This is a genomic window from Solidesulfovibrio sp. (assembly GCF_029978005.1).
Taxonomy (GTDB): Bacteria; Desulfobacterota; Desulfovibrionia; order Desulfovibrionales; family Desulfovibrionaceae; genus Solidesulfovibrio.
Genome location: NZ_JARKOZ010000185.1, coordinates 16,012 through 37,261, shown reverse-complemented (window position 1 = coordinate 37,261; position 21,250 = coordinate 16,012). Strand labels below are relative to the sequence as shown.

General features: G+C 68.5%; 17 protein-coding genes. 12 read left to right on the top strand and 5 right to left on the bottom strand.

Annotated elements, in window-relative coordinates:
• Positions 1-210 precede the first annotated feature (210 nt).
• A complete protein-coding gene (locus Q1K70_RS19995; protein ID WP_300163738.1) occupies positions 211-831 on the bottom strand; it encodes a TetR/AcrR family transcriptional regulator in 621 nt (206 codons plus the stop codon).
• A 452-nt stretch (positions 832-1,283) separates the two neighbouring features.
• Here Q1K70_RS19995 and Q1K70_RS19990 point away from each other — a divergent pair, with 452 nt between their 5' ends.
• The 11 genes from Q1K70_RS19990 to Q1K70_RS19940 all read left to right on the top strand — a co-directional run bounded on the left by Q1K70_RS19990 (position 1,284) and on the right by Q1K70_RS19940 (position 13,435).
• Positions 1,284-3,437, top strand: coding sequence for an FUSC family protein (locus Q1K70_RS19990; RefSeq protein WP_300163735.1), 2,154 nt, complete (start codon positions 1,284-1,286; stop codon positions 3,435-3,437).
• Positions 3,438-3,561: 124 nt separating this feature from the next.
• Positions 3,562-3,774 carry a DUF1656 domain-containing protein gene (locus Q1K70_RS19985; RefSeq protein WP_300163732.1) on the top strand — a complete coding sequence of 71 codons (213 nt, stop codon included), beginning with the start codon at positions 3,562-3,564 and terminating at the stop codon, positions 3,772-3,774.
• Between the two features lie 14 nt (positions 3,775-3,788).
• Positions 3,789-4,871 carry an HlyD family secretion protein gene (locus tag Q1K70_RS19980; RefSeq protein ID WP_300163729.1) on the top strand — a complete coding sequence of 361 codons (1,083 nt, stop codon included), beginning with the start codon at positions 3,789-3,791 and terminating at the stop codon, positions 4,869-4,871.
• A 251-nt stretch (positions 4,872-5,122) separates the two neighbouring features.
• On the top strand, positions 5,123-6,679 hold the full coding sequence (locus tag Q1K70_RS19975) for a DASS family sodium-coupled anion symporter (protein ID WP_300163726.1): 1,557 nt from the start codon (positions 5,123-5,125) through the stop codon (positions 6,677-6,679).
• Positions 6,680-6,718: 39 nt separating this feature from the next.
• A complete protein-coding gene (locus Q1K70_RS19970; RefSeq protein WP_300163723.1) occupies positions 6,719-8,476 on the top strand; it encodes an adenylyl-sulfate reductase subunit alpha in 1,758 nt (585 codons plus the stop codon).
• A 12-nt stretch (positions 8,477-8,488) separates the two neighbouring features.
• On the top strand, positions 8,489-8,818 hold the full coding sequence (locus tag Q1K70_RS19965; protein ID WP_300163720.1) for a 4Fe-4S binding protein: 330 nt from the start codon (positions 8,489-8,491) through the stop codon (positions 8,816-8,818).
• Positions 8,819-8,911: 93 nt separating this feature from the next.
• The gene (locus Q1K70_RS19960; protein ID WP_300163717.1) at positions 8,912-9,646 is read left to right on the top strand and encodes a Crp/Fnr family transcriptional regulator; all 735 of its coding nucleotides are present in this window, start codon (positions 8,912-8,914) and stop codon (positions 9,644-9,646) included.
• A gap of 330 nt (positions 9,647-9,976) precedes the next feature.
• Positions 9,977-10,768, top strand: a complete 792-nt coding sequence (locus Q1K70_RS19955) for a hypothetical protein (RefSeq protein WP_300163714.1) — start codon at positions 9,977-9,979, stop codon at positions 10,766-10,768.
• Between the two features lie 114 nt (positions 10,769-10,882).
• The gene (locus Q1K70_RS19950) at positions 10,883-11,641 is read left to right on the top strand and encodes a DUF2092 domain-containing protein (protein WP_300163711.1); all 759 of its coding nucleotides are present in this window, start codon (positions 10,883-10,885) and stop codon (positions 11,639-11,641) included.
• 12 nt (positions 11,642-11,653) lie between these two features.
• Positions 11,654-12,388 carry a hypothetical protein gene (locus tag Q1K70_RS19945; RefSeq protein WP_300163708.1) on the top strand — a complete coding sequence of 245 codons (735 nt, stop codon included), beginning with the start codon at positions 11,654-11,656 and terminating at the stop codon, positions 12,386-12,388.
• A 207-nt stretch (positions 12,389-12,595) separates the two neighbouring features.
• The gene (locus Q1K70_RS19940) at positions 12,596-13,435 is read left to right on the top strand and encodes a cyclase family protein (protein ID WP_300163705.1); all 840 of its coding nucleotides are present in this window, start codon (positions 12,596-12,598) and stop codon (positions 13,433-13,435) included.
• Positions 13,436-13,564: 129 nt separating this feature from the next.
• Here Q1K70_RS19940 and Q1K70_RS19935 read toward each other — a convergent pair whose 3' ends face one another.
• Entirely contained in the window at positions 13,565-14,800 is a 1,236-nt protein-coding gene (locus Q1K70_RS19935; RefSeq protein WP_300163702.1) for an MFS transporter, read from the bottom strand.
• 181 nt (positions 14,801-14,981) lie between these two features.
• Complete coding sequence (locus Q1K70_RS19930; RefSeq protein ID WP_300163699.1) at positions 14,982-16,700, bottom strand: hypothetical protein; 1,719 nt, start codon at positions 16,698-16,700, stop codon at positions 14,982-14,984.
• A gap of 288 nt (positions 16,701-16,988) precedes the next feature.
• On the opposite strand from Q1K70_RS19930, the gene Q1K70_RS19925 reads away from it, so the two are divergent.
• Entirely contained in the window at positions 16,989-17,792 is an 804-nt protein-coding gene (locus Q1K70_RS19925) for a GntR family transcriptional regulator (protein ID WP_300163696.1), read from the top strand.
• Between the two features lie 66 nt (positions 17,793-17,858).
• Here Q1K70_RS19925 and Q1K70_RS19920 read toward each other — a convergent pair whose 3' ends face one another.
• The gene (locus Q1K70_RS19920) at positions 17,859-18,557 is read right to left on the bottom strand and encodes a response regulator (RefSeq protein WP_300163693.1); all 699 of its coding nucleotides are present in this window, start codon (positions 18,555-18,557) and stop codon (positions 17,859-17,861) included.
• Between the two features lie 14 nt (positions 18,558-18,571).
• Positions 18,572-21,238, bottom strand: coding sequence for a sensor histidine kinase KdpD (locus Q1K70_RS19915; RefSeq protein WP_300163690.1), 2,667 nt, complete (start codon positions 21,236-21,238; stop codon positions 18,572-18,574).
• Between the last annotated feature and the right edge of the window lie 12 nt (positions 21,239-21,250).

Genomic DNA, 21,250 nt, shown 5'->3' with positions numbered 1-21,250 from the left:
AAATCCCACCCCCGCAACCAAGGAAGTTCAAGGGCCTTACGGAGACGATCCGCGAGGCCCTTTTTCTTTTTCCGGCAGGTACGGGCATTGCCGGCACCATGGGGGAAGGCGGCCGCCAGGGCCCGGGAGAACGTCTCCTCGGGGGCGGGCAAGGGGCCGCCGGACGGGACGCCCTGCCGCGCCTCCTCACCCGGCCCGGGGTTCACCCCCTTATTTCTCCGTCAGCAGGCAGGCGAACAATTCCTCGAGCTGCCCTTCCAGGACCGTTGGATCGGCTTCGGCCAGTCCCGGCAGGGCGATGATCCAGCGCATGAGCTGGAAGCCAGCCACAAGGGCGAGGAAGGTCGCCGCCCGCTCGTCGGCATGGCTGCCGGTCATGATGTCCATCAGCGGTTTGAGGTGCCGCGCGGCGCTTTCCCGCAGGACCAGGGCCGCCTGCTCGTTGGCGGCCGAGCGGACGAGCAGGAGGATGCCGTCGAGAGGGCTTCGGTCGGACGCGGCGGCGGCGACGAGCTCGCTGGCCAGGGCCCGGCTGAGCGAAGCGAAATTATTGTCGGCCTTCGTGATCTCGTTGCGCAAAATGCCGGGCACGGCCAGGGTCGTCTCGACGACCTCCTCGAACAGCTTTCCCTTGGACCCGAAATAGCGGTTGACGAGCATCGCCGTCACCCCGGCGCTTTGAGCGATTTCCCGCAGGCCCACGCCGTCGTAGCCCGACCGGGTGAAGGCTTGGCGCGCCGAATCCAGGATGGCCTGTCGGGTCGCGGCCGCATTGCGTCGCGGCCTCCCCGGCGTTTTCTGCGGCATCTCCAGCCCCTTGGGATCTTTCATGTCTTGTCCTCGCGTGTTGGACATCCGCGGCGGCGCGCCCCCCCAAAACAGCAGGCCGCCCAGCCGTGGCGCGCGACAGGCCGCCGCCGCGGCATGCCGCGTCAGGGTCGCACGAAAATTCGCGGCAGATCAACCGGTTCCTCGCCCGTCTCCTGGCAGGGGCCGGTCCGGACAGGGCGGGAACGGATGCGGGCCGGCTTTGGAAGCGGGCACGCCATGATGTCTACACATGTAGACAAAAGAGGGGAGACAGTCTACATGTGTATACAAAAGAACGCGCCAAGCGGATCGCCAAGCCTTACGCGATCCGCTTTTTTGTGACAACACCCTTAAAAAACGTGTGTTTTTATTTACAGGGACCACCGGGCCGCTGCCCGGCGTGCCGGGGATATCCCGGAAACCGGGCGCGGTTGCGCCGCCGAACGCCTTTTCCGAGCCGGGCAGACGAACGTATGTCGCATCTTCCGCTTGCGGTCAGGGAATCGATCAAAACCGGGCTGGCCATGGCCCTGGCCTGCGGCGTCGCCATGGCCCTGGGCTGGAGCAATCCGTACTGGGTCTGCATCGCCGTGGCGGTCGTGAGCCTGCCGACCGTGGGTGAATCCCTCAGGAAATGCGTGCAGCGCCTTTGGGGCACCTTTGTCGGCGCGGGCGTCGCCCTGCTTCTCTACGGCCTGTTCGCCCAGCAGCGATGGGCCTTCCTTTTTGGCCTGTCGGCGTACCTGGGGCTGTGCGCCTACAGGATCACGGTCTCCCGGGCCGTCTACTTCTGGTTTCTCAGCGGCTACGTCTGCGTGCTCATCGCCGCGGCCATCATCGGGACCAGCCCGCACCAGGCCTTTGCCACGGCCGTGCTGCGCCTCCAGGAAACGGGCCTGGGCATCCTCGTCTACGCCGTGGTTTCCGTCTTTCTCTGGCCCCAGCGCGGGGTCGGCGGCCTGGAAGCGACCGTCGCCAGCCTGCTTGGCGTCCAGTCGCGGCTGCTGCACGTCTCCTTTTCCCTGTTGCGCGGAAAGGATCTGGAGGAGCCGGTCGGGAAATGGGCCAATCTGGCCGACCAGCTTCTGGGGCAGCTGCGGCGTCGGCTGGACGCGGCGGACCTGGAGCAGTTCGAGGTCGGCGAGATGCGCGGCTGGTGGCGTCGGCTGCTGGCGGCGTTTCAGGCCATGCTCGCCAGCCTGCGCCTGTGGCAGGAGAGCTTTCCGGAGTTGCGCCGGCTGGACCTCGACGATCTGCTGCCCGACCTGCGCCGGGTGCAGGCGGCCTTGATGGCGCGCATGTCCCGGCTGCAGGCCGTGATGGAGGGGAAGGAGCCCCGGGGCCGGGAGTCGCTGGTGGAGCTGCGCCTGGAGCGGGAGCGCCTGGCGGGGCTGTCGCACCTGCAGCGGGCTTCCGTGCTGACGACCGTCGCCGCGCTGGGCCGGGTCGAGGCGGCCAGTCGTGCCCTGGCCGACTGCCTGCTGGCCGTCAAGGGGCGCGGGGCGGACCTCGCGCCGCCTCAAACGCGCCCGGCCCGGGGGAGCGGCCGGCCGGTCGACGCCGACAGCTTCATTGCCCTGCTGCGGGGCCTGGCCGCCGTCTGGATCGCCTCGCTCATCTGGATTTACGTCGATCCGCCGGGGCATACGGCCTTCGTCGTCTTTGTGGGGCTTTTCACCCTCATGGGCGTCATGGCCCCGCAGATGGACTGGCTCAAGTTCCTGTGCGTCAACTTTATCGGGGTCGTCATCGCGGCGGTCCTTTACGTGTGCGTCATGCCGTCCTTGTCGGGCTTTTGGGAATTCGGGCTCCTGATGTTCTGCCTGACTTCGTTCATCTTCTCCATTTCCTGGCATCCGCGGCTGACGGCCCTGAAGCTGGCCGGCGTGGTGCCGTTCATCATGATGACCAACATCCAGAATCACCAGACCTACGATTTCGCGCTCTTCCTCAACAACGCGGCGGCCATGCTCTCCGGCATCCTGTGCACGGCCGGCATATTTCATCTGCCCATCTCCTCGCGGCCGGAGAAGATGTTCCTGCGGTTGCGGGCGCGGTTTTTCCGCCAGGCCGAGCGGTTCCTGGCGCACCGCGAAGCCGCGCCGGCGACGGACAGGGGGCGGGAGCGGATGGCGGCCGCCTTGGCGGCCATGGAGGCGACCCTTGCCAAGCTCGGCGGCTGGGCCAACAGCGTGGACTACGCGCCCCTGCGGACGGATTCGAGGCAGGAGGTCGCGGCCGTTCTTTCCAGCCTCGGCGGCATCGTCCGCTGCTGCGCGCTGCTGTCCGAGGCGCCTCCGGTGGGCCGGGCCGGTCCGGGCGTCATGGACGGGCCTTTCGAGGCCTGGAACAGGGCGGTCAGGATCGCCGTGGGGCGCTGGGGGCAGGACGTCCCGGACGCGGCGGCGGCGCGCGACGTGGGCAACGCGTTGCGCCAGGAGTACGAACGCCTGGAGCAGGCCGTGGAGGAAGGCTTCGAGACCGTCTCAAACCGGATTCCGCAATCGCAAGCCACTGGTCTGTATCGATTGCTTGGCAGCTACAGGGGGATACATCGCGCGCTGGTCGACCATGCGGCCCTTGCCGCCGCTTTCGATTGGGAACGCTGGCGCGAGACGCGCTTCTAACGCCGCGTCCGCGAAAGGCGTGCTCACGTATTTCGCGGGCAACACGTTTAGTCGTTATATTTTTCTAAAAAATACCTTCGTATTTTTTAGGGCCGCCACTAGGCGGATATCGAAGGAGTGATGCATGTTCGCCGCACCGAGTGAAGTCAACATCGCCGGGGTCTACGTGCCGCCGCTGCTCGTGGCCGGGATTCTCGGCCTGTCGCTCACGTATTGCCTGGTCAAGGCGCTCGACAGGTTCCGGTTGTCGCGCCATTTCGCCGCCCCGGAGCTTGTCTTCGTGGCGCTGGTCGTCATTGTTTCCGTGATCATCGAAGCCTTTGTCGTCATAGGATGAATGCGATGCATGTCATGAAGATTTCCCGCCGGGTCTGCGCCACGTCCTGCCTCGTGCTCGCGGCGCTTTGCCTGCTCGCGCTCAAGTACAGGCAATACGTCCTCAATCCGTGGACGCGCGACGGCCAGGTCCGGGCCAACGTGGTCCAGATCACGCCCCGGGTCTCCGGACCCATCGTGGAACTGCCCATTGTGGACAACCAGCATGTCGACAAGGGCGACCTGCTCTTCGCCATCGACCCGAGGACCTTCCAGGCCGCCTACGAGCAGGCCCTGGCCAACCTGGACAAGACCCGGGACCAGATCCGCAACCTGGAGCAGCAGGTGAAAAGCGCCGAAGCGTCGCTGCTGCAAAGCCAGACCTCCGTGCGCAACGCCGCTTTTGGCGTCACGAGCGCCAAGGCGCATTTCGACGAGCTGGAAAAGGACATCGTCCGCTACCAATCCCTGGTGAACAGCGGCTCCATCGCCAGGCGCGACTTCGACCTGACCAAGGAAAGCCATGTCACGGCCCAGGCCAACCTGAACCAGGCCCAGGTCCAGTTGGAGAAGGCCAACGCCGCCAGGACCCAGGCCGAGGCCGAGCTGGCTCGGGCCAAGGCGGCCCTGGGCGCGCCCGGGGAGGACAACGCCCAACTGCGCGAGGCCATGGCGCAGTGCGAGCAGGCCAAGCTCAACCTCGAATTCACCAGGGTCAGGGCCCCGGTGGAGGGCTACGTGGCGAACCTGAACCTGCGCCCGGGGAGCCAGGCCGTGGCGAACCAGGCGAACCTGGCCCTGGTGGACGCCGGCAGCTACTGGGTGGCCGGGTATTTCCGCGAGAGCGTGGTCGGGGGCATCAAAAGCGGCGACGACGCCGTGGTGACGCTCATGACCTATCCCGACGCCCCGCTGGCCGGCGTGGTGGACAGCATCGGCCACGGCATCGCCCAGCAGGACGGCGCAACCGGGCAGGACCTGCTTCCGTCCGTCAGCGCGACCTTCGAGTGGATACGGCTGGCCCAGCGCGTCCCGGTCCGGGTGCGCATCGTCGAAAAGCCCCGGGACGTCGTGTTGCGCGTGGGCGCCACGGCGTCGGTCCTGGTCAGGACCAACTGAGCCCGCCGCGAAATCGGAGCCCCATGCCCGGGAGGGGCCGCGCGGCGGGGCGCGTGCCCGTATCCGGTGCAGCTCCATCTTTTCCGTAGAGCCAAGGAGGGAGGACGAGAGCGGGGCGGGGCGAACGGCCGGCCCCGCCCGCGGCAGGGGAAACTTTTCTTTCCCGCTTTATCGTCCCCGCGATAGTGCCGACGCCCCCGGGCGGCGTAGCTTCCGGCATCACGCCGCAAGGCGATCACCGGAGGTGCCGTATGGCCAACGGGTCCGTCGCGACCGTCAACGAATGCCGGGGAGGGCTCGGAACCTACATTTCCGAGAACCTCACCCTCTGCGGGCGAAGCCCCCGCGCCACCTGGATAGGCTACGCGGCGGCCTGGGCCGCTTTCGCCTGCCTCGAATTCCTGCTGCCCCTGCCCCAGGGCCTGTCCCGGGAGGGCATGTCCGTGCTGGCCGTGCTCGTCTGGGCCTCGCTCATGTGGGTCACCGAGGCCATGCCTGTGGGCATCACCGGCATCTCCATCCCCACGCTGCTCATCCTCACCCGGGCCCTCCCCTGGAACAACGGCAACCCGCCCATGGGCCAGGTCTTCTCGGGGTTCACCACCCACGAAGTCTGGCTGTGCCTGTTCGCCTTCTTCACCGGGGCCGTCATCCAATTGCTCGGCATGGACAAGCGCATCGCCCTGGCCATCCTGGACAGGATCAAGGCTTCGAGCGTGGGCCGCATCATCTGGGGCATGTTCGGGGTCAACGTGGTGCTGGCCTTCCTCATCCCGGCGGCCAACGCCCGGGCCGCCACCATCATGCCCGTGGTCCAGGGCGTCACGGCGCTGCTCGGCGACACCCCGCGCGAACGCGAGGCCAAAAAAGCCATCGTCATCCAGTCCATGGTCTACGCCAGCATGATCTCGGGGCTGTTCATCCTCACCGGCCACATGCCCAACCTCATCATGACCGGCCTGTTCGAGAAAAACGGCTTCAAGAGCCTCGGCTACTTCAACTGGATGCTCCTGCACGTGCCCTATCTCTTCATGTTCGCCCTGACCCAGTGGTGGGTCGCCCGCTGCTTCAAGACCAGAGGCGTGTCCATCGCCGGCGGCCACGAGCAGATCCGCCGCCAGCACAAGGCGCTCGGGCCCATGAGCCGGGCCGAGAAGGCCATGCTCGCCGTGTTCGCCCTGGTCGGCGTCCTGTTCATGACCGGCAAGGGCAGTCCCCTGGTCCTGCACCACTACCAGCTCGGCGTCGTCGGCCTGGTCGGCATCATGATTCTCTTCATTCCGGGCCTTTTCCCCTTCAAGTGGAAGGCCGTGCAGGACCGCACCATCTGGGGCACCTTCCTGCTGCTCGGCGGGGCCATCACCATGACCGACGCCATGACCAAGTCCGGCCTGGCCGGCTGGACCGCCGAGCACCTCCATACCCTGGTCCAGGGCATGGGCTGGTGGCAGACGCTGGCGGTCATGATGCTCGGCACGCAGATACTGCGCCTGGGCATGCTCTCCAACGTGGCCGCCGTGGCCATGCTGGCCCCGGTCGTCTTCGCCATGGGGCCCAAGCTCGGCCTGCATCCCGTGGCCCTGACGCTGCTCATCTGCAACGTGGACACCTTCGCCTACCTGCTCCCCACCCAGATCACGGCCGCGGTCATCGCCTACGGCACCGGGACCTTTTCCACGGCCGACTACGCCCGGGCCGGCTGGGTCTGCATCCTCATGGCCATCGCCTTCGGCATCTGCGTCATGGCCCCCTGGTACGCCCTGTTCGGCCTGCCCGTCTGGAACCCGGCCGCTCCCTGGCCCTATTAGCCGTCAACCGCCCCCAAAAGGCGACAAGGAGAAACGACGATGCCTCGCATGGCCCAAAATCCCCAAAGCCTCGACGCGGTGGAAACCGTGCGCGTGGACTGCGACGTCCTGATCATCGGCGGCGGCAACGCCGGCTGCTTCTCGGCCGTGGAAGCGGCCAAGATCGACCCGACGCTCTCGGTCGTCATCATGGAAAAGGCCCACATCATGCGTTCGGGCGCTTGCGCCGCCGGCATGGACGCTATCAATACCTACATCCCCGAAGGCAAGACTCCCGAGGACCTGGTGCGCTGGTGCCGGTCCCAGGTGGGCGGCGGCCCCATCCGCGAGGACCTGGCCCTGTCCAACGCCCGGGAGCTCAACGAGTCCGTGGACGACCTGGAGCGCTGGGGCCTGCCCATCCTGCGCGACGAGGACGGCAAGATCCGCTACCGCGGGGCCTGGGACATCTCCATCCATGGCGAGCAGCTCAAGCCCATCATGGCCGAAAAGGCCATCGAGGCCGGGGCCAAGGTCTACAACCGCGTGGCCTGCACGCAGCTGCTCATGGACGGCCCGCGCTGCATCGGCGCCCTGGGCTTCGGCGTGCGCGACGGCAGGTTCTACGTGTTCCGGGCGGGCGCCGTCATCAACGCCACCGGCGGCGCGGCCGGGCTCTATAAAAGCTACACCGCCGACGCCACCGATTCCCACCACCAGATCTGGATGTGCCCCTACTGCGTGGGCACCGGCTACGCCGTGGGCATCCGCCAGGGCGCGGAGATGACCTCCATGGAGCAGCGCTGGGTGGCCACGCGCACCAAGGACTTCTGCGGCCCGGTGGACACCATCTCCGTGGGCTACAAAGCCCCCATCATCAACGCCAAGGGCGAGCGCATCATGCAGAGCCGCTACGCCCACCTCGGCGCGGACAAGGCCCCGCGCTACATCCGGGCCAACGCCCCCATGGAGGAATGGCTGGCCGGGCGCGGCCCCACCTACTGCGACACGCGCGGCATGGACCCGGAACTGGCGAACAGGATGATGACGGACTACCTGAACGAACGCCCGAGCTTCGTGCTGTTCCTGGCCAGCCGGGGCCAGGACCCGGTCGAGGAGCCCATCGAGATCTACGGCTCCGACCCCTACATCGTCGGCGGCCACACCCAGTCCGGGTTCTGGGTGGACCTCGAGCGCATGACCACCGTCCCGGGGCTGTTCGCGGCCGGGGAGACGGCCGGCGGCAACCCCAACAAGTTCGTGGGCGGCTGCGCGGCCGAGGGCAAGCTCGCGCTTCGCGGCGCGGCGGCCTACATCAAGGGTCTTGAATTGCCCGAGCCCGACCCGGCCCAGGTGGCGGCGGAAAAGGAGCGCGTGTTCGCGCCGCTTCTGCGCGGCGAGGACTTCGACGGCCTGCGCGCCCTGGAGATGGAGGAGCGCCTGCAACGGCTCATGGACGAGTACGCCGGCGGCACGAGCCAGTTCTACCGCACCAACGAGGAGCGCCTGGACTACGCGCTCAAGCACATCGCCATGCTGCGCGACCAGACCCGCTACCTCAAGGCCGCGGACCTGCACGACCTCATGGCCGTCCACGAGGTGGTGGACCGCATCGACGTGGCCGAGGTGCTGTGCCACCACCTGCGCTTCCGCAAGGAGACCCGCTGGCAGGGCTGGCAGACCCGCTCGGACTATCCCGAGACGGACCCGGCCTACGACTGCCACGTCGAGAGCCGGCGCGACCCGGCCACCGGCGAGATCGAAACCTTCACCCGCCCCTACGAGCAGCTCGTGCCGGGCGACCGCTACAAGCCCTAAAAGGAGGAGGCCATGCCGCCCATCGTCGATCCGAAGAAGTGCAACGGCTGCGCCGGCCGCGAGGAATCGTTCTGCGAGGAGGCCTGCCCGGGCGACCTCATGTACGTGGGGCCGGACGGCAAGTCCCATTGCCACGCCGCCCGCGACTGCTGGGACTGCATGTCCTGCGTCAAGATGTGCCCGCGAAACGCCATCGAGACGCGCATGCCCTACCAGCTGGGCTACCACAAGGCGCGGCTCACGCCCATCATGGGCAAAAACGCCATCACCTGGAAGTGCACGGACATCCACGGCAAGACCGTGACCTACAAGTACCGCAACCGCCTGGACGTCAAGGACTAGGCGCGTTCGCCCAAGCGGCGGCGTCCGCACGCCCCTTGCCGGGGGCGTCCGGCCGCCGCCTTGACCTGGCGGAGAAGAGCCCTATGTTGCAGCATGGCCAGGCGTGAGCACACCGTGGAATGGCACCTCGTCAAGGGGGGCTTCTTCGACGGCCTGGAACGGGAGTTCGAGGCCTTCCGCAAGCTCGCGTCCGTGCGGCGGCTCAAGAAGAACGCCATCGTCTTTTTCGAGGGCGACCGCTGCGACCGCTCCTTCTACCTGGACCGGGGGTCGGTCAAGATCTTCCGGGTCTCCCTGCACGGCAAGGAGCCCACGTTCTTCATCCGCTCCGAGGGCGAGATGTTCGGCCTGGCCGAGGTGGTGGGCGGGGAGCGGCGCAAGTGCTCGGCCCAGGCCCTGGCCGACGGCGTGCTGCTGGAGATCCGTCGCGACGACCTGCTGGCGCTGCTGGCGACCCAGCCGCTCATGGCCCGGCGCATCATCGAGGTCCTCGGCCGGCGCATCCGCTACCTGAGCGAGCAGCTCGAAAACGTCATGACCTGCGACGTGCCGACGCGGCTTTTAAAGCTCCTGCTGTGCCTGTCCCACGACGAGATCGCCCAGGCCAGGGGCGGGCCGGCGGACGTGCCGGTGCGCCTCACCCAGGGCCAGATCGCGGCCATGACCGGTTCCTGCCAGCAGACCGTGAGCGAGACCCTGGCCGCTTTCGAGGCGCGCGGGCTCATCGCCGTCTCCCGCCAGCGCATCCGCCTCCTCGATCCCGGGGCCATCCTGGAGGCCCTGTCCGTGGGCGATGACGGCCCGGCGGAGGCGCGAAAAGCCCCGTAACGGCGGAGACGCATGGCACGGGCCGGCAGACGGCGACGCATTCGCGCCGCCTAGAGAGCGCCTGAATCCTCCAAAAAAACTGTCGTTTTCTCGAAGACGCGACATCGTTCCCGCCTTCCCTCCGCGTTGGGCCGTGCACCCCGGGCTCCCTGGGACCGTTTCGTTGTTGTGCGAAACATTGCCTTATTGCATAAGACAATCAGGGCCGATTACGGTATCCTGCGGCAGCAATGGCGCAGGATATTGGGGCGAGGCGCACCGGGGACGGTTGTCCGCAAGGCCGCGACGCTGGCCGGACCTCGCCATGCAAACCGTCCGCTGGAGCCAGGAATGCCCAAGAAACGCACCGTCGTCCCGCTTCTCGCCCTCTGCATCGTTCTCGCCGCCGCAACGGGCGCAGCCAGGGCCGCCGCGCAGAACGATCAGGGCGACTTCCGCTGGGCCGTCATCCCCTACGCCTGGCTCACGGGCCTAAACGGCACCATTGGCGCAAAGGGCTACGACACCAAGGTCTCCGCGCCCTGCATCAATCTCGCCAAGTATCTAGACATAGGCGCCATGATTCACCTGGAGGGCCTCTACAGGGAACGTGTGGGCCTTTTCACGGACTTCAACTATTCGCTGCTCGGTGACGATGCCTCAGGCAAGCGCATCTCCCTGGACGGCAAGACCAGCCTGCTGCTCACCGACATCGCCGCCTTCTACCGGTTCGGCGCGTTTCCCCTGGGCCAGGCGGGCGGGGCCGACATGACCCTCGACCTGCTGGCCGGGGCGCGCATCTGGAGCCTGTCGCTTTCGCTCGACGGCGACCGGGCCCGGGGCGGGCGCAACATCTTCGAGAACCGCTCCTGGGCCGATCCCATCGTCGGGGCCAGGGCCGAGTTCCATTTCGCCAGGTACTGGCTGCTCTCCCTTCGCGGCGGCCTGGGCGGCTTCTCGGTCAGTTCCGCCCTGACCTGGGACGCCACGGCCACCGTGGGCTACACCTTCTGGGAGCACGGCACGTTGCTGCTCGGCTACCGGGCCGTGGGCGTCGACCACGACGAGGGCAGCGGCAAAAGCGCCTTCAAGTTCGACGCGACCTTAAGCGGCCCCATCTTGGGCCTGGCCTTCACGTTCTAGTCGGCCTCCCGGGCTGCGGCCCGCCAACCTGCCACCGGCGGGGGAGGTTCTCGCGCCCCCGCAAACCCGCCGGGCCAACCGCGACCGTCCGGCGGCAAGGAAAGGAGCTTCTCCATGCGCAAACGCCTCCTTGCCACGGCGACGGCCTTGCTGTGCTTGGCGCTTTTCTCCGGCGCGGCCCGGGCCGGCATGGCCGTCGACCCCAAGGCCGAGGCCCTGCTGCGGGCCATGGCCGCCAACCTCCAGTCGCTTGCGGCCTTCTCGGTCACGGAGAAAAGCCTCGTGGACCGGGTGTTCCCCAACGGCCAGAAGGTCGCCTTCTTCCACAAGACGGCCGTCAAGGCCGCCCGGCCGGACAAGCTGCGGGCCGAGGCCGCGGGCGACGCCGTGGCCGGAACCTGGGTCCAGGACGGTCCGGTCTTCCAGGTCTACGACGCCCGGTCCAAAACCTACGTCGTGCTGGACGTGCCGCCGCGCATCGAGGCGGCCCTGGACGCGGCCCTGGCCCAGTTGCGCCTGGTCGGGCCCATGGTCGATTTCCTGGCCGCCGACCCCTACAAGAGCATGACGGACGGGGTGCTCGAAGGCGTGTACGTGGGCCCAAGCGAAGTCGGCGGCAAGCCCTGCCACCATCTCGCCTTCCGCCAGCTCACCCGGGACTTCGAGCTGTGGATCGACGCCGGCAAGACGCCCTGGCCCCTGCGCCTGGCCGTCACGGACAAGACGCTCCACGGCGATCCGCGCACCCTGGTCGAGTACGCCGACTGGAAGCCGGCCTCGGGATTTGCGGCCAGGACCTTCGAGTTCACGCCGCCCCCCGAGGCGGTGCGGGCCAAGCTCGTCACGCCGCCGGCCGCCGGCAACAAGCCCTGACGGAGGCGGACCATGGCCATCACCACAAAACGAACGATGCTGCGCCTGGCGGGCCTCCTTGGCCTGGCCGCCGGCCTGGCCCTGGCCGCTCCCCAGCCCGGGCACAGCTTCCGCGGCTTCGGCGGCGGGGGCTTCCATGGCGGCGGTTTCGGCGGGTTTCACGGCGGCGACTTCGGGGGGTTTCATCCGCCTGAAGGCGATTTCGGCGGCTTCCATCCGCCCGAAGGCGGCTTCGGCGACATGGGCGGCGGCTTCCATCCGTCCGCGTCCCCGGCCGGCATGGCCGGCGGCATGCCTCCGGCCGGGGCCATGCATCCGCCCCAGCCCATGGGGCCGGCGGCCTTCGGACCCGAGCCCCATCCCGGGCCGGCCGGCTTCGGCGCGCCGCCGCCCGGGGCGTTCGGCCCCGCGCCCATGTCCGGCCCCCATCCCGGACCCTTCGCCCCGGCCTTCGGCCCGGCCATGCCGCCGCCGCCCGGGCCCTGGGTCGGGCCGCGTCCCCTCGCGCCCGTGCCGGTGCCCGTTCCCGTGCCGGGCTTCGTCCCGCCGCCGGTCGTGGCTCCGGGAGCGGTGGTCGCCGCTGCCGCGGCCACTGCCGCCGTGGCAGCCACCCTCTACGCCCTGCCGTCGGCGGCCGCGCCCGTGCTGGTCGACGGCCAGACGTACTACACCGTGGGCGACGTCTATTACCAGCCCGTGATCCAGGGAGGGAGCACGGTCTACATCCAGGTGCCGCCGCCGTTCTAGGGCCGCGCCCCCGATGAGCGCGGACGCATTTCGGGAATGCGCCGCGCGGCCGGGGTTGTCGCCGGGCCCGGAATCGGCGTATGCCGCAAGGGCGTCCCTTCGGATCCGGGGACAGACGTCCTGGGCGGACCGCTTCCCGGGGGCTGCTCGGCGTCTCTCGGGAACGGGGGACGGACTCGCGGCGGCCGGCCGCCGCAAGGAGGGCTCATGAAACGCATGGCGCGCATCGTCGGCCTTACGGTCCTGGCGGCCGGGCTGGTCGCGGCGGCGGCGACGGGCTGTTCGGCGGCTGACGGCCTGACCCTGGACGATGCCTGGAAGGTCCTCAAGGAAAAGCGGTTCGTGGACCTCACCCACGCCTTCGCACCGGGCATTCCGCACTGGAAGGGCTTTCCCGACGAGAAGCTGGAGACGCTCTACTGGTACGAGCCGGGCGTGGGGAAGCTGGGGAGCGGCTTCTACGCCCAGTCCTTCACCCACGTGGGCCAGTGGGGCACCCATGTCGATCCGCCGGCCCATTTCGCCCCGGGACTTCGCACCGTGGACCGCATCGACGTGAAGGACATGCTCCTGCCCCTGGTGGTGCTCGACGTGCACGAGGCCGTGGCAGCGAACCCGGACTACGTGATCGCCATGGAAGACGTGAAGAGCTGGGAGAAGCGGCACGGCCCGATTCCCCGGGGCGCGTTCGTGGCCATGCGCACGGACTGGTCCAAGCGCTGGCCGGACGCGGAGGCCATGCAGAACAGGGACGCGGCCGGCGTCGCCCACTACCCGGGCTGGAGCCTGGAGGTGCTGCGCTACCTCTACGAGGAGCGCGGCGTCACCGCCTCGGGCCACGAGACCACCGACACCGACCCGGGCGTCGCCGTGACCAAGGACGACTATTCCCTGGAAACCTACATCCTCAAGGGCGACCACTACCAGATCGAGCTGTTGGCCAACCTGGACGCCGTGCCCGAGGCCGGGGCGCTGGTGGTGGCGGCCTTTCCCAAGCCCAAGGACGGCTCCGGCTTTCCGGCCCGGGTGTTCGCCATCCTGCCCTGAGTCCCGCCCCCGGGGACCGGCGCGGCGCCGTTCGCGCCCGGGCCGGCCCGGACACGGCATCGCCACCACGCCGGCCGGCGCTCCCCGGAGAGGGGCGCGCCGGCCGGCCGCGTTGGGGGCTGGGGGCGGTCAGTCCTGGCCGGCCCGGGTCTTGAGGGTCAGGGTGATGCTCGCGGAAACCGCGATGCAGGCGATCATGAAGGTGAACGACGTGGTGAAGCTGCCGTTGGAGATGTCCACCAGGTAGCCGATGACGGTTGGCGCGACCAGGCCGGCCAACTGGCCGCCGGTGTTGAAGATGCCGATGGCCCGGCCGGTGATCTTCTTCGAGACGGCGCTGACGGGCAGGGCCCAGACCGTGGCCAGGGCGGCGGTCAGGAAGAAACCGGTCAGGGTCTGGCAGATGACGAGCAGGGTCATGGATTCCACGGAACAGGTCAGGTACAGGAAAATGGCGGTCGCGACCTGGAACAGGAAGACCGGCATCTTCCGGTTGTTCTTGAAGGGGCCGTCCGTGAGCCAGCCGCCGAAGAGATAGCCCACGATGCCGGCGAAAAAGGGCAGCGAGGCCGTCACCCCCATGGTCTTCATGTCCATGTGCCTGTCGTTGACCAGATAGGCCGGCAGCCAGGTCTTAAATCCCCAGCCCGCGATGTTGTAGAAGAAGAACACCACGGTGGACTTCCACACCGCCGGTTCCCGCATGACCTCCCAGATGGTGTAGTCCTTGCCGTTGGCCGGCTTGGGCGCTTGGGCGGCGGATTCCGCCGCGTCCACGGCCGCCGTCTCGGAGCGGGGCGGGGCGTCGGTCACGTAGCGAGCGATGAGGTAGGTCAGGATGATCCCCGGCGGCACCAGGGCGTAGAACGTGCCGCGCCAGCCCCAGTGGGCCATGATGGCCACGGCCAGAAGCGGGGCCAGGGCCGGCCCCAGGGCGTTGGACGACAGGATGACCGCCGTGGCCGTGGCGCGCTTGGCCGGTTCGTACCACAGGGCGATGCTCTTCATGGAGGCGGCCGGGAAGGGCGCTTCGCCCACGCCGAAAAAGACCCGGGAGAGCAGCATGAGGGTCATGTTCGTGGCCGCGCCGGTCAACCCCGTGCAGATGCTCCAGATGGCGATGGCGAAGGACATGGTCTTGCGCGGGCCGAAGCGGTCCACGAACATGCCGCCGGGAATCTGGCAGATGGTGTAGCCGACGAAGAAGGCGCTCATGATGAGGCCCATGGCGGTCTTGGAAAGGTCGAACTCCTTGCCGATGTAGGGGATGCACGTGGACATGACCATGCGGTCGATATAGCAGAAAAGATAGCCGATGAAGATCACACTCAAGATGAACAGTCGTCGATCCGGCTTGAAACGCATATGCTCAACCCTCCTTTGCGCCTTGCCGCCCGGTCCGTGCGGACGGGACAGGCGTGGGTGATGCATCCCTGCATTGCCTGGGACGGGGACGAGATGCCGTCTTGCCTCTTCGCGCCGGCCTTGGGCAAGCGCCGGTCCCGGACGCCCCGGCGGGGGCGCGGGGACCGGCGCGCCCGGCGCGTTACACCTTGAAATCCTCTATCGAGGACGGAACCTGGCCGCTTGGCAGCAGCACCGGCTCCACGATGGCCTCGCTGTGCAGGGCCCAGGGCAGGATGACGGCGGAATGGCCGCCGCGGCCGCCGGCCACCACGATCTCGATGTCCTGCGGCGAGCGGGTCACGGGCATGGGATGGCGGTTGGCGAAGTCGGCCGGCCGCACCGGCACGAGCCCCCGGCCGCGCACCATGGGCACGGGGTGGAAGGCGTAGGCGTGGATGTGCCGGCGGATGGCGTCCTTGGTCCAGCCTTCGCGGGAAAACAGCCAGGCGTGGTCGCGCGTGACCACCACCACCAGGGGGCCGGGCATGTAGGAGTTGTTGGACCCGAGCGTGGTGCAGCTGTCGGTGATGCCGTCGATGAGGTCCCCGGCCGACATGCTCAGGAAGTCGATGATGTCGTGGGGCGGCTCGGCCTTGAGCACGTAGACGGTGGTGGTCTTGTCGTCGAAGCGCTCGGCGTTGATGGTCTTCCACGGGGTCAGGGCCGGGTCCTCGGCGAAGCAGAAGGAGATCTCCGCCTGGGAGGAGATGCAGGCCAGGTCGGAATAGGCCGGCACGGCCCGGCAGGTGTTGACCAGCACGAGGTTGACGGCCCGGCCGATGGTCATGTTGGCGGGAAATCCCGGCCCCAGGCAGCCGGCCTGGCCGTGGATGCCGAGTTCCTTGGCCAGGGGGCCGCTGACCAGGATCATGTTGCCGCCCGGGTGGGACGTGGTCACGGACTGGAGGAAGTTGTAGCGCTTGTCGGCCATGGCCTTAAACGCCGTGACCAGGATGGGCATGTGGGGCGGCTTGCAGCCGGCCATCACCGCGGCCATGGCCACGTCGCGCACGGTGACGTCCTTGCCGCTGGGGCCGATCTCCCGGGCCAGGATCGTGTCCGGCGCAAAGGGGCAGTAGGAGAACATGCGCTCCAGGCGGGCGGTGGTCGGCGGGACGATGGGCAGGCCGTCGCCCAGGTGCAGGTCGTTGAAGAGGTCGGTGACGGCCTCGATGCCGGCGGCCGGTTCGGCGGCCTCCGCCTCGCTGAGCTCCAGGGCCTTTGCCTGGTGGAGCGTGCCGTCCTCGGCCGGGGCCTGCTTGTCCAGGGCGAAGTCCAGGGCGGCGCGCGCCGCCAGCTTTTCCGGGGGCAGGGTGAGGGATTCGAAGATCACGGGCATGACCGCGTCGACCTTCTGGGCGATCTCCTCGACGCTGCTGCCCTGGTAGATGTCGATGGGGCACAGGCACAGCTGGCCGGCCCGGTAGAAGGCCACGCCCCGCACCAGGTCCGAGCCGGGAGGCGAGGTGACGTACACGCTCGGGATGCCGAGCTCCTCCATGGCGATGGTCATGATGGTCGTGGCCGGGCTCGTGCCCACGTCGCCCAGGGCCAGGACCGCGGCCACGGGCTTGACCGCGGCCAGCTTGCCGGCGGCGTAGTCCTTCAGGTCCTGGGTGGATTTCCCGCGCACGGTCTCCCGGAAGTCGATGATGTTGGTGATGCCGGCGGCGGCGAAATTGCTTTTGATGCGCCGGAACACCTCCATGTAGTTGCAAAAGCCGAGCTTGGTGTTGTCGTAGAAGACGACCGGGCCGTTGCGCAGGGCTTCCATGCTCACGCGGGGGGCCAGCTTGAGCAGCGTCCGTTCCTGCCTGCCTCTCGGATCCAGGATGGGATTGCCGAATGCCTTCGCCATGATTTCCTCCCTTCGGGCGCGGAAAGCGCCGTGTTTGGGGTCGGTTGCGGCCGAGGTTCGAGGAATGTGTCCGCACCAATGCTTCAAAGCTATATAGCTATATAGTAATTGACGGTCTACGAGGTCCGGGCCAGGCTGTCAAGGCCCGGGGCGGCGGGCAGGGAATTGTTGCCAGGGGATGGGGCGCGGGATATGACCGGGCGACGCTGGGCCGCCCGGGGACGACGAAGAGCCGGCGCACGCAAGGGCGCGGCGATTTTCACGAAAGGATGGCGAAGCAGGCGAGCGATGGAACGCAAACTCGAGTTCTTTTCAACATTCACCGCCTCCGGGACCGGCGGCACGACCAAGTACGCCCTGTTGCGCAAGGCCGTGCTGACGGCTATCGAAAACGGCTATTGGGCTCCCGGCGAGAAGCTGCCGGCGGAGAACCAGATCGCCCAGGCCACGCGGCTGGCCCTGGGCACGGTGCAGCGGGCCCTGCGCGAGCTGGCCGCGGAAGGGGTCATCCGCCGCGTCCAGGGGCACGGCTCGTTCGTGGCCGAACCGCGAAAGCCCATGCAGGGGCCGTGGCATTGCCGTTTCCTCGACGACGCGGGCACGGGATTTCTGCCGATCTTCCCCCAGGTGCTGTGGCTCGGGCGCATCGCCGAGCGGGGGCCGTGGTCGGGCTTTCTGGAGCAGGCCGGGGACAATGTCCTGCGCATCGACCGCAGGATCAGCATCAACCACGAGTTTTTCGTCTACAGCGTGTTTTACGCCAACGCCGACAGGTTCGGCTCGATGCTGCACCGCCCGGTGCCGGAACTCGAATCCGCCAACTTCAAGATGCTGCTCGTCCAGGACTGCAGCCTTCCGATCACGATCCTGTCCCAGGACATGCGGTTTCTGGAATTCCCGGACAACGTCTGCAAGGCCGTCGAGGTCAAGCGGGAGACCATGGGCCTGTACCTGCGGGCCATGGTCAGCGCCGGGCGCGGCGTGCCCCTGTACTTTCAGGAGTGGTACATTCCGCCCAATGGCCGCACCTTGCGTCTGGTGGAGAACGCGCCCATCGGCCCGGGCGGCTCCAGGGATTTTCCCATCGGCTGACCCGGCGGCGGCAGCGGCCCAGAGGCCGGCCACGCTTCCGGGCAGCCGCCTTCCGGCGCAGCCCGCCTATTCGTGCTGGAGGAACCGGTAGCCCACTCCGGGCTCGGTGCGGATGTAGCGGGGGCGCGAGGGCTCGGGCTCGATCTTGTGGCGCAGCTGATGGACGTAGATGCGCAGGTAGTGTTCCTTGTCCGTGGCGTTGAGGCCCCAGACCGCTTGCAGCAGTTGCCGGTGGGTGACCACCTTGCCGGCGTTTTTTGCCAGATAGGCCAGCAGGTTGAACTCGATGGGCGTCAGGTGGATCTCCTCGCCATTGAGAACCACTTGCCGGTTGGCCAGGTCCACCCGCAACTCCCCGGACACGACCTCCCGGGCCGTGGGGCCGCCTTGCATCGCCGCCAGGCGCAGGGCCACCCGCATGCGTGCGGCCAGTTCGCCGACGCCGAAGGGCTTGGTCAGGTAGTCCACCGCGCCGCCGTCCAGGGCGGCGATCTTGTCTTCCTGGGTCTCCCGGGCCGACAGCACGATGACCGGGGCCTCGGTCAGGCCGCGCAGCCTGGAAAGGACCTCCAGCCCGTCCAGGTCGGGCAGGCCCAGATCGAGCAGGACCAGGGCCAGGCCGGGACTGGCGGCCATGGCCAGCCCCTGCTTTCCCGTGGCCGCCTCCAGGACCTTGTAGCCCTGTTCGGCCAGCACCGTGCGCAGGAAGCGGCGGATGGGCTGTTCGTCGTCCACGACGAGGATTTCCGGGGCGTTGGCGGCCATGCTTTTTCTGACCTTCAACGGACCGGAATTGTCAAGTCCAGCCGCAACCCGCCGCCCGGGGCGTTGGTCGCCGTGATCGCGCCGCCGTGCACCTTGGCGATGAGGCGGCACAGGGCCAGCCCAAGGCCGTAGCCGTCGGCTCCGGTCCCCCGGCGCACCCGGTAGAAGCGCTCGAAAATGCGTTCCAGTTCCTCGGGCGGCAGGCCCTCCCCTTGATCCTCCACGCGAAGGAGCACACGGTCCTTGTCGCGCCTGGCGGAAATGGTCACCGCCGTGCCGGCCGGGGTGTGCTTGGCCGCGTTTTCCAGCAGGTTGACGCACAGCTGCTCCATGAGCACCTCGTCCACGCGCAAAAGCGGCAGGTCGGCCGGCAGGTCGACCCGGACGGAGCGGCCTTCCAGCCTGGGCCCGAGCCTGGACAGGGCCGCGCCCACGATCTCCTCCAGGGGCACGGGCTGGAAGTTGGGCTTGAACTTGCCGGACTCGAGCCTGGCCATGCGCAGGAGGTTGTCCACCAGGCGGCTGAGGCGTTCGGCCTCGCCCCGGATGTTCTCGGCCAGGCCGCGCACCGCCCCGGGCGCGGCGTCGTCGCCCAGCACCATGATGGCTTCCGCCGAACCGGAAATGGCCGCCAGCGGCGTCTGGAAGTCGTGGGTCACCGAGGAGAGCAGGCCGGACTTGAGCTTTTCCGATTCCATGGCCACCAGCGTGGACTGGGTCGCCTCCTCCAGGCGGTCCACTTCCAGGGCCTGGGCGATCTGGGCCAGGAAGGCCTCCAGGAGCCGCTGCCGGTCGGGAAAGGCCAGTTGCGCGCCGGACTCGGGCCGGCCGGCCTCCAGGGCCACCACCCCGACCACGCCGCCGGCGCCTTTGAGCGGCTGGAAAAGCGTCTCCGAGTCGGGCAGGGTCTGCGTGCCGCAGCCGGCCGGCTTGCCGTTGGTCAGCACCCACTGGGCCATGCCGAGCTCCTTGCCGTGCAGGGCCGGCGTTCCCGGGGTCTTGGCCTTGACCAGGAGCGCGGACGATGCGTCCGGCAGGAGGAAGACGACGCCGACCTTGAAGACGTCCTCCAGGTGGCGCTTGGCCACGGCCAGGAGGTTGTCCGTGCCGCGCGTGGCCACGAGCTCCCGGGCCAGCGCCGCCAGGGCCGCGCTCTGCCGGCCGGCGCTGACGGCGGCATCGGCCTGGCGCTTGAGCTTGGCGGCCATGGAGCTCATGACCATGGCCACCAGGAACATGACCAGGAAGGTGATGAGGTGGCGCACGTCGGACACGGCGAAGCTGAAGCGCGGCGGCACGAAAAAGAAGTCGAAGGCCACCACGCTCATGACCGAGGCGAAGACGGCCGCGCCGCGACTCAGCCAGATGGCTGTGGCCATGACGCCGAGCATGTAGACCATGATGAGGTTGGCCAGGTCGAGGACCGGGAAGATGGAGACGCAAAGCCCGGTGCTTAGGGCCAGGACGCCCGTGGCCGCCAGGTAGCCCCGCCAGCGCGGCGCGGGCAGGGGCCTTTTGGCGGCGGGCGCGGGCACGGCCTCGCCGGCGTCGCCCCGGATGACGTGGACGTCGATCTCCTCGGACTCCCGGATCAGCCGGTCCACGGGGCTGCCGAGAACGTAGTCCCGCAGCCGTCGGCGCACGGGCTTGCCCACCACGATCCGGGTGACGTTTTGCTGCCGGGCGAAGGCCACGATCTCCCCGGCCACGTTCTGGCCGGAGATGACGAAGGTTTCCGCGCCGAGCTCCTCGGCCAGGCGCAGATGCCCCAGGGCGCTGTCCCGGGCCTGGGGCGGCAGGTCGGCCTGGATGGACAGGGCCAGCCAGGGGGCGTGCAGTTCCGAGGCCAGGCGCTTGGCCGCCCGCACCAGCCTGGCCGAACTCGGCGACGGGCCCACGCAGACCAGGATGCGCTCCGAAGTGGGCCAGGTGGTCCGGATGGACCGGCCGTGGCGGTAGACCAGGACTTCGGTGTTGGCGCGCTGGGCCGTGGCCCGCAGGGCCAGCTCCCGCAGGGCCATGAGGTTGCCCTGGCGGAAGAAGTTGGTTGAGGCCCAGTCGGCCTGCCGGGGCAGGTAGACCTTGCCCTCCTTGAGGCGCTGGCGCAGGTCGTCGGGGGGCAGATCGACCAGCACCACCGATTCGGCCTGTTCGAGCAGGGTGTCCGGCACGGCCTCGCGCACCTTGACGCCGGTGATCTGCGCCACCACGTCGCGCAGGCTCTCCAGGTGCTGCACGTTGAGCGTGCTCCAGACGTCGATGCCGTTGTCCAGCAGTTCCGCCACGTCCTTCCAGCGCTTGCCATGGCGCGAGCCCGGGGCGTTGGTGTGGGCCAGCTCGTCCACCAGGAGCAGCTGTGGCCGGCGGGCCAGGGCCGCGTCCAGGTCGAACTCGGCCAGGTCGTGGCCGTGGTAGGCGATGGCGCGGCGCGGCAGGATGGCGAGGCCTTCGAGCAGGGCCTCGGTCTCGGCCCGGCCGTGGGTCTCGACCACGCCCACGAGCACGTCCAGGCCCTCGGCCTGCTTGAGGCGGGCCGCCTCGAGCATGGAATAGGTCTTGCCGACGCCCGGGGCCATGCCGAGGAAGATGCGCAGCCGGCCGCCGCGCTTTTTGTCCTCCTCGCGCTGGACGTATTCCAGGAGCCGGTCCGGGTCGGGGCGGCGTTCGGGATCAGCGGCCATGGGGCTGAGCCT

Excerpts from the sequence above, each read along its gene's own strand:
- Q1K70_RS19995 (WP_300163738.1), bottom strand. The coding sequence starts at position 831 with ATGAAAGATCCCAAGGGGCTGGAGATGCCGCAGAAAACGCCGGGGAGG.
- Q1K70_RS19990 (WP_300163735.1), top strand. The coding sequence starts at position 1,284 with ATGTCGCATCTTCCGCTTGCGGTCAGGGAATCGATCAAAACCGGGCTG.
- Q1K70_RS19985 (WP_300163732.1), top strand. The coding sequence starts at position 3,562 with ATGTTCGCCGCACCGAGTGAAGTCAACATCGCCGGGGTCTACGTGCCG.
- Q1K70_RS19980 (WP_300163729.1), top strand. The coding sequence starts at position 3,789 with ATGAAGATTTCCCGCCGGGTCTGCGCCACGTCCTGCCTCGTGCTCGCG.
- Q1K70_RS19975 (WP_300163726.1), top strand. The coding sequence starts at position 5,123 with ATGGCCAACGGGTCCGTCGCGACCGTCAACGAATGCCGGGGAGGGCTC.
- Q1K70_RS19970 (WP_300163723.1), top strand. The coding sequence starts at position 6,719 with ATGCCTCGCATGGCCCAAAATCCCCAAAGCCTCGACGCGGTGGAAACC.
- Q1K70_RS19965 (WP_300163720.1), top strand. The coding sequence starts at position 8,489 with ATGCCGCCCATCGTCGATCCGAAGAAGTGCAACGGCTGCGCCGGCCGC.
- Q1K70_RS19960 (WP_300163717.1), top strand. The coding sequence starts at position 8,912 with ATGGCCAGGCGTGAGCACACCGTGGAATGGCACCTCGTCAAGGGGGGC.
- Q1K70_RS19955 (WP_300163714.1), top strand. The coding sequence starts at position 9,977 with ATGCCCAAGAAACGCACCGTCGTCCCGCTTCTCGCCCTCTGCATCGTT.
- Q1K70_RS19950 (WP_300163711.1), top strand. The coding sequence starts at position 10,883 with ATGCGCAAACGCCTCCTTGCCACGGCGACGGCCTTGCTGTGCTTGGCG.
- Q1K70_RS19945 (WP_300163708.1), top strand. The coding sequence starts at position 11,654 with ATGGCCATCACCACAAAACGAACGATGCTGCGCCTGGCGGGCCTCCTT.
- Q1K70_RS19940 (WP_300163705.1), top strand. The coding sequence starts at position 12,596 with ATGAAACGCATGGCGCGCATCGTCGGCCTTACGGTCCTGGCGGCCGGG.
- Q1K70_RS19935 (WP_300163702.1), bottom strand. The coding sequence starts at position 14,800 with ATGCGTTTCAAGCCGGATCGACGACTGTTCATCTTGAGTGTGATCTTC.
- Q1K70_RS19930 (WP_300163699.1), bottom strand. The coding sequence starts at position 16,700 with ATGGCGAAGGCATTCGGCAATCCCATCCTGGATCCGAGAGGCAGGCAG.
- Q1K70_RS19925 (WP_300163696.1), top strand. The coding sequence starts at position 16,989 with ATGGAACGCAAACTCGAGTTCTTTTCAACATTCACCGCCTCCGGGACC.
- Q1K70_RS19920 (WP_300163693.1), bottom strand. The coding sequence starts at position 18,557 with ATGGCCGCCAACGCCCCGGAAATCCTCGTCGTGGACGACGAACAGCCC.
- Q1K70_RS19915 (WP_300163690.1), bottom strand. The coding sequence starts at position 21,238 with ATGGCCGCTGATCCCGAACGCCGCCCCGACCCGGACCGGCTCCTGGAA.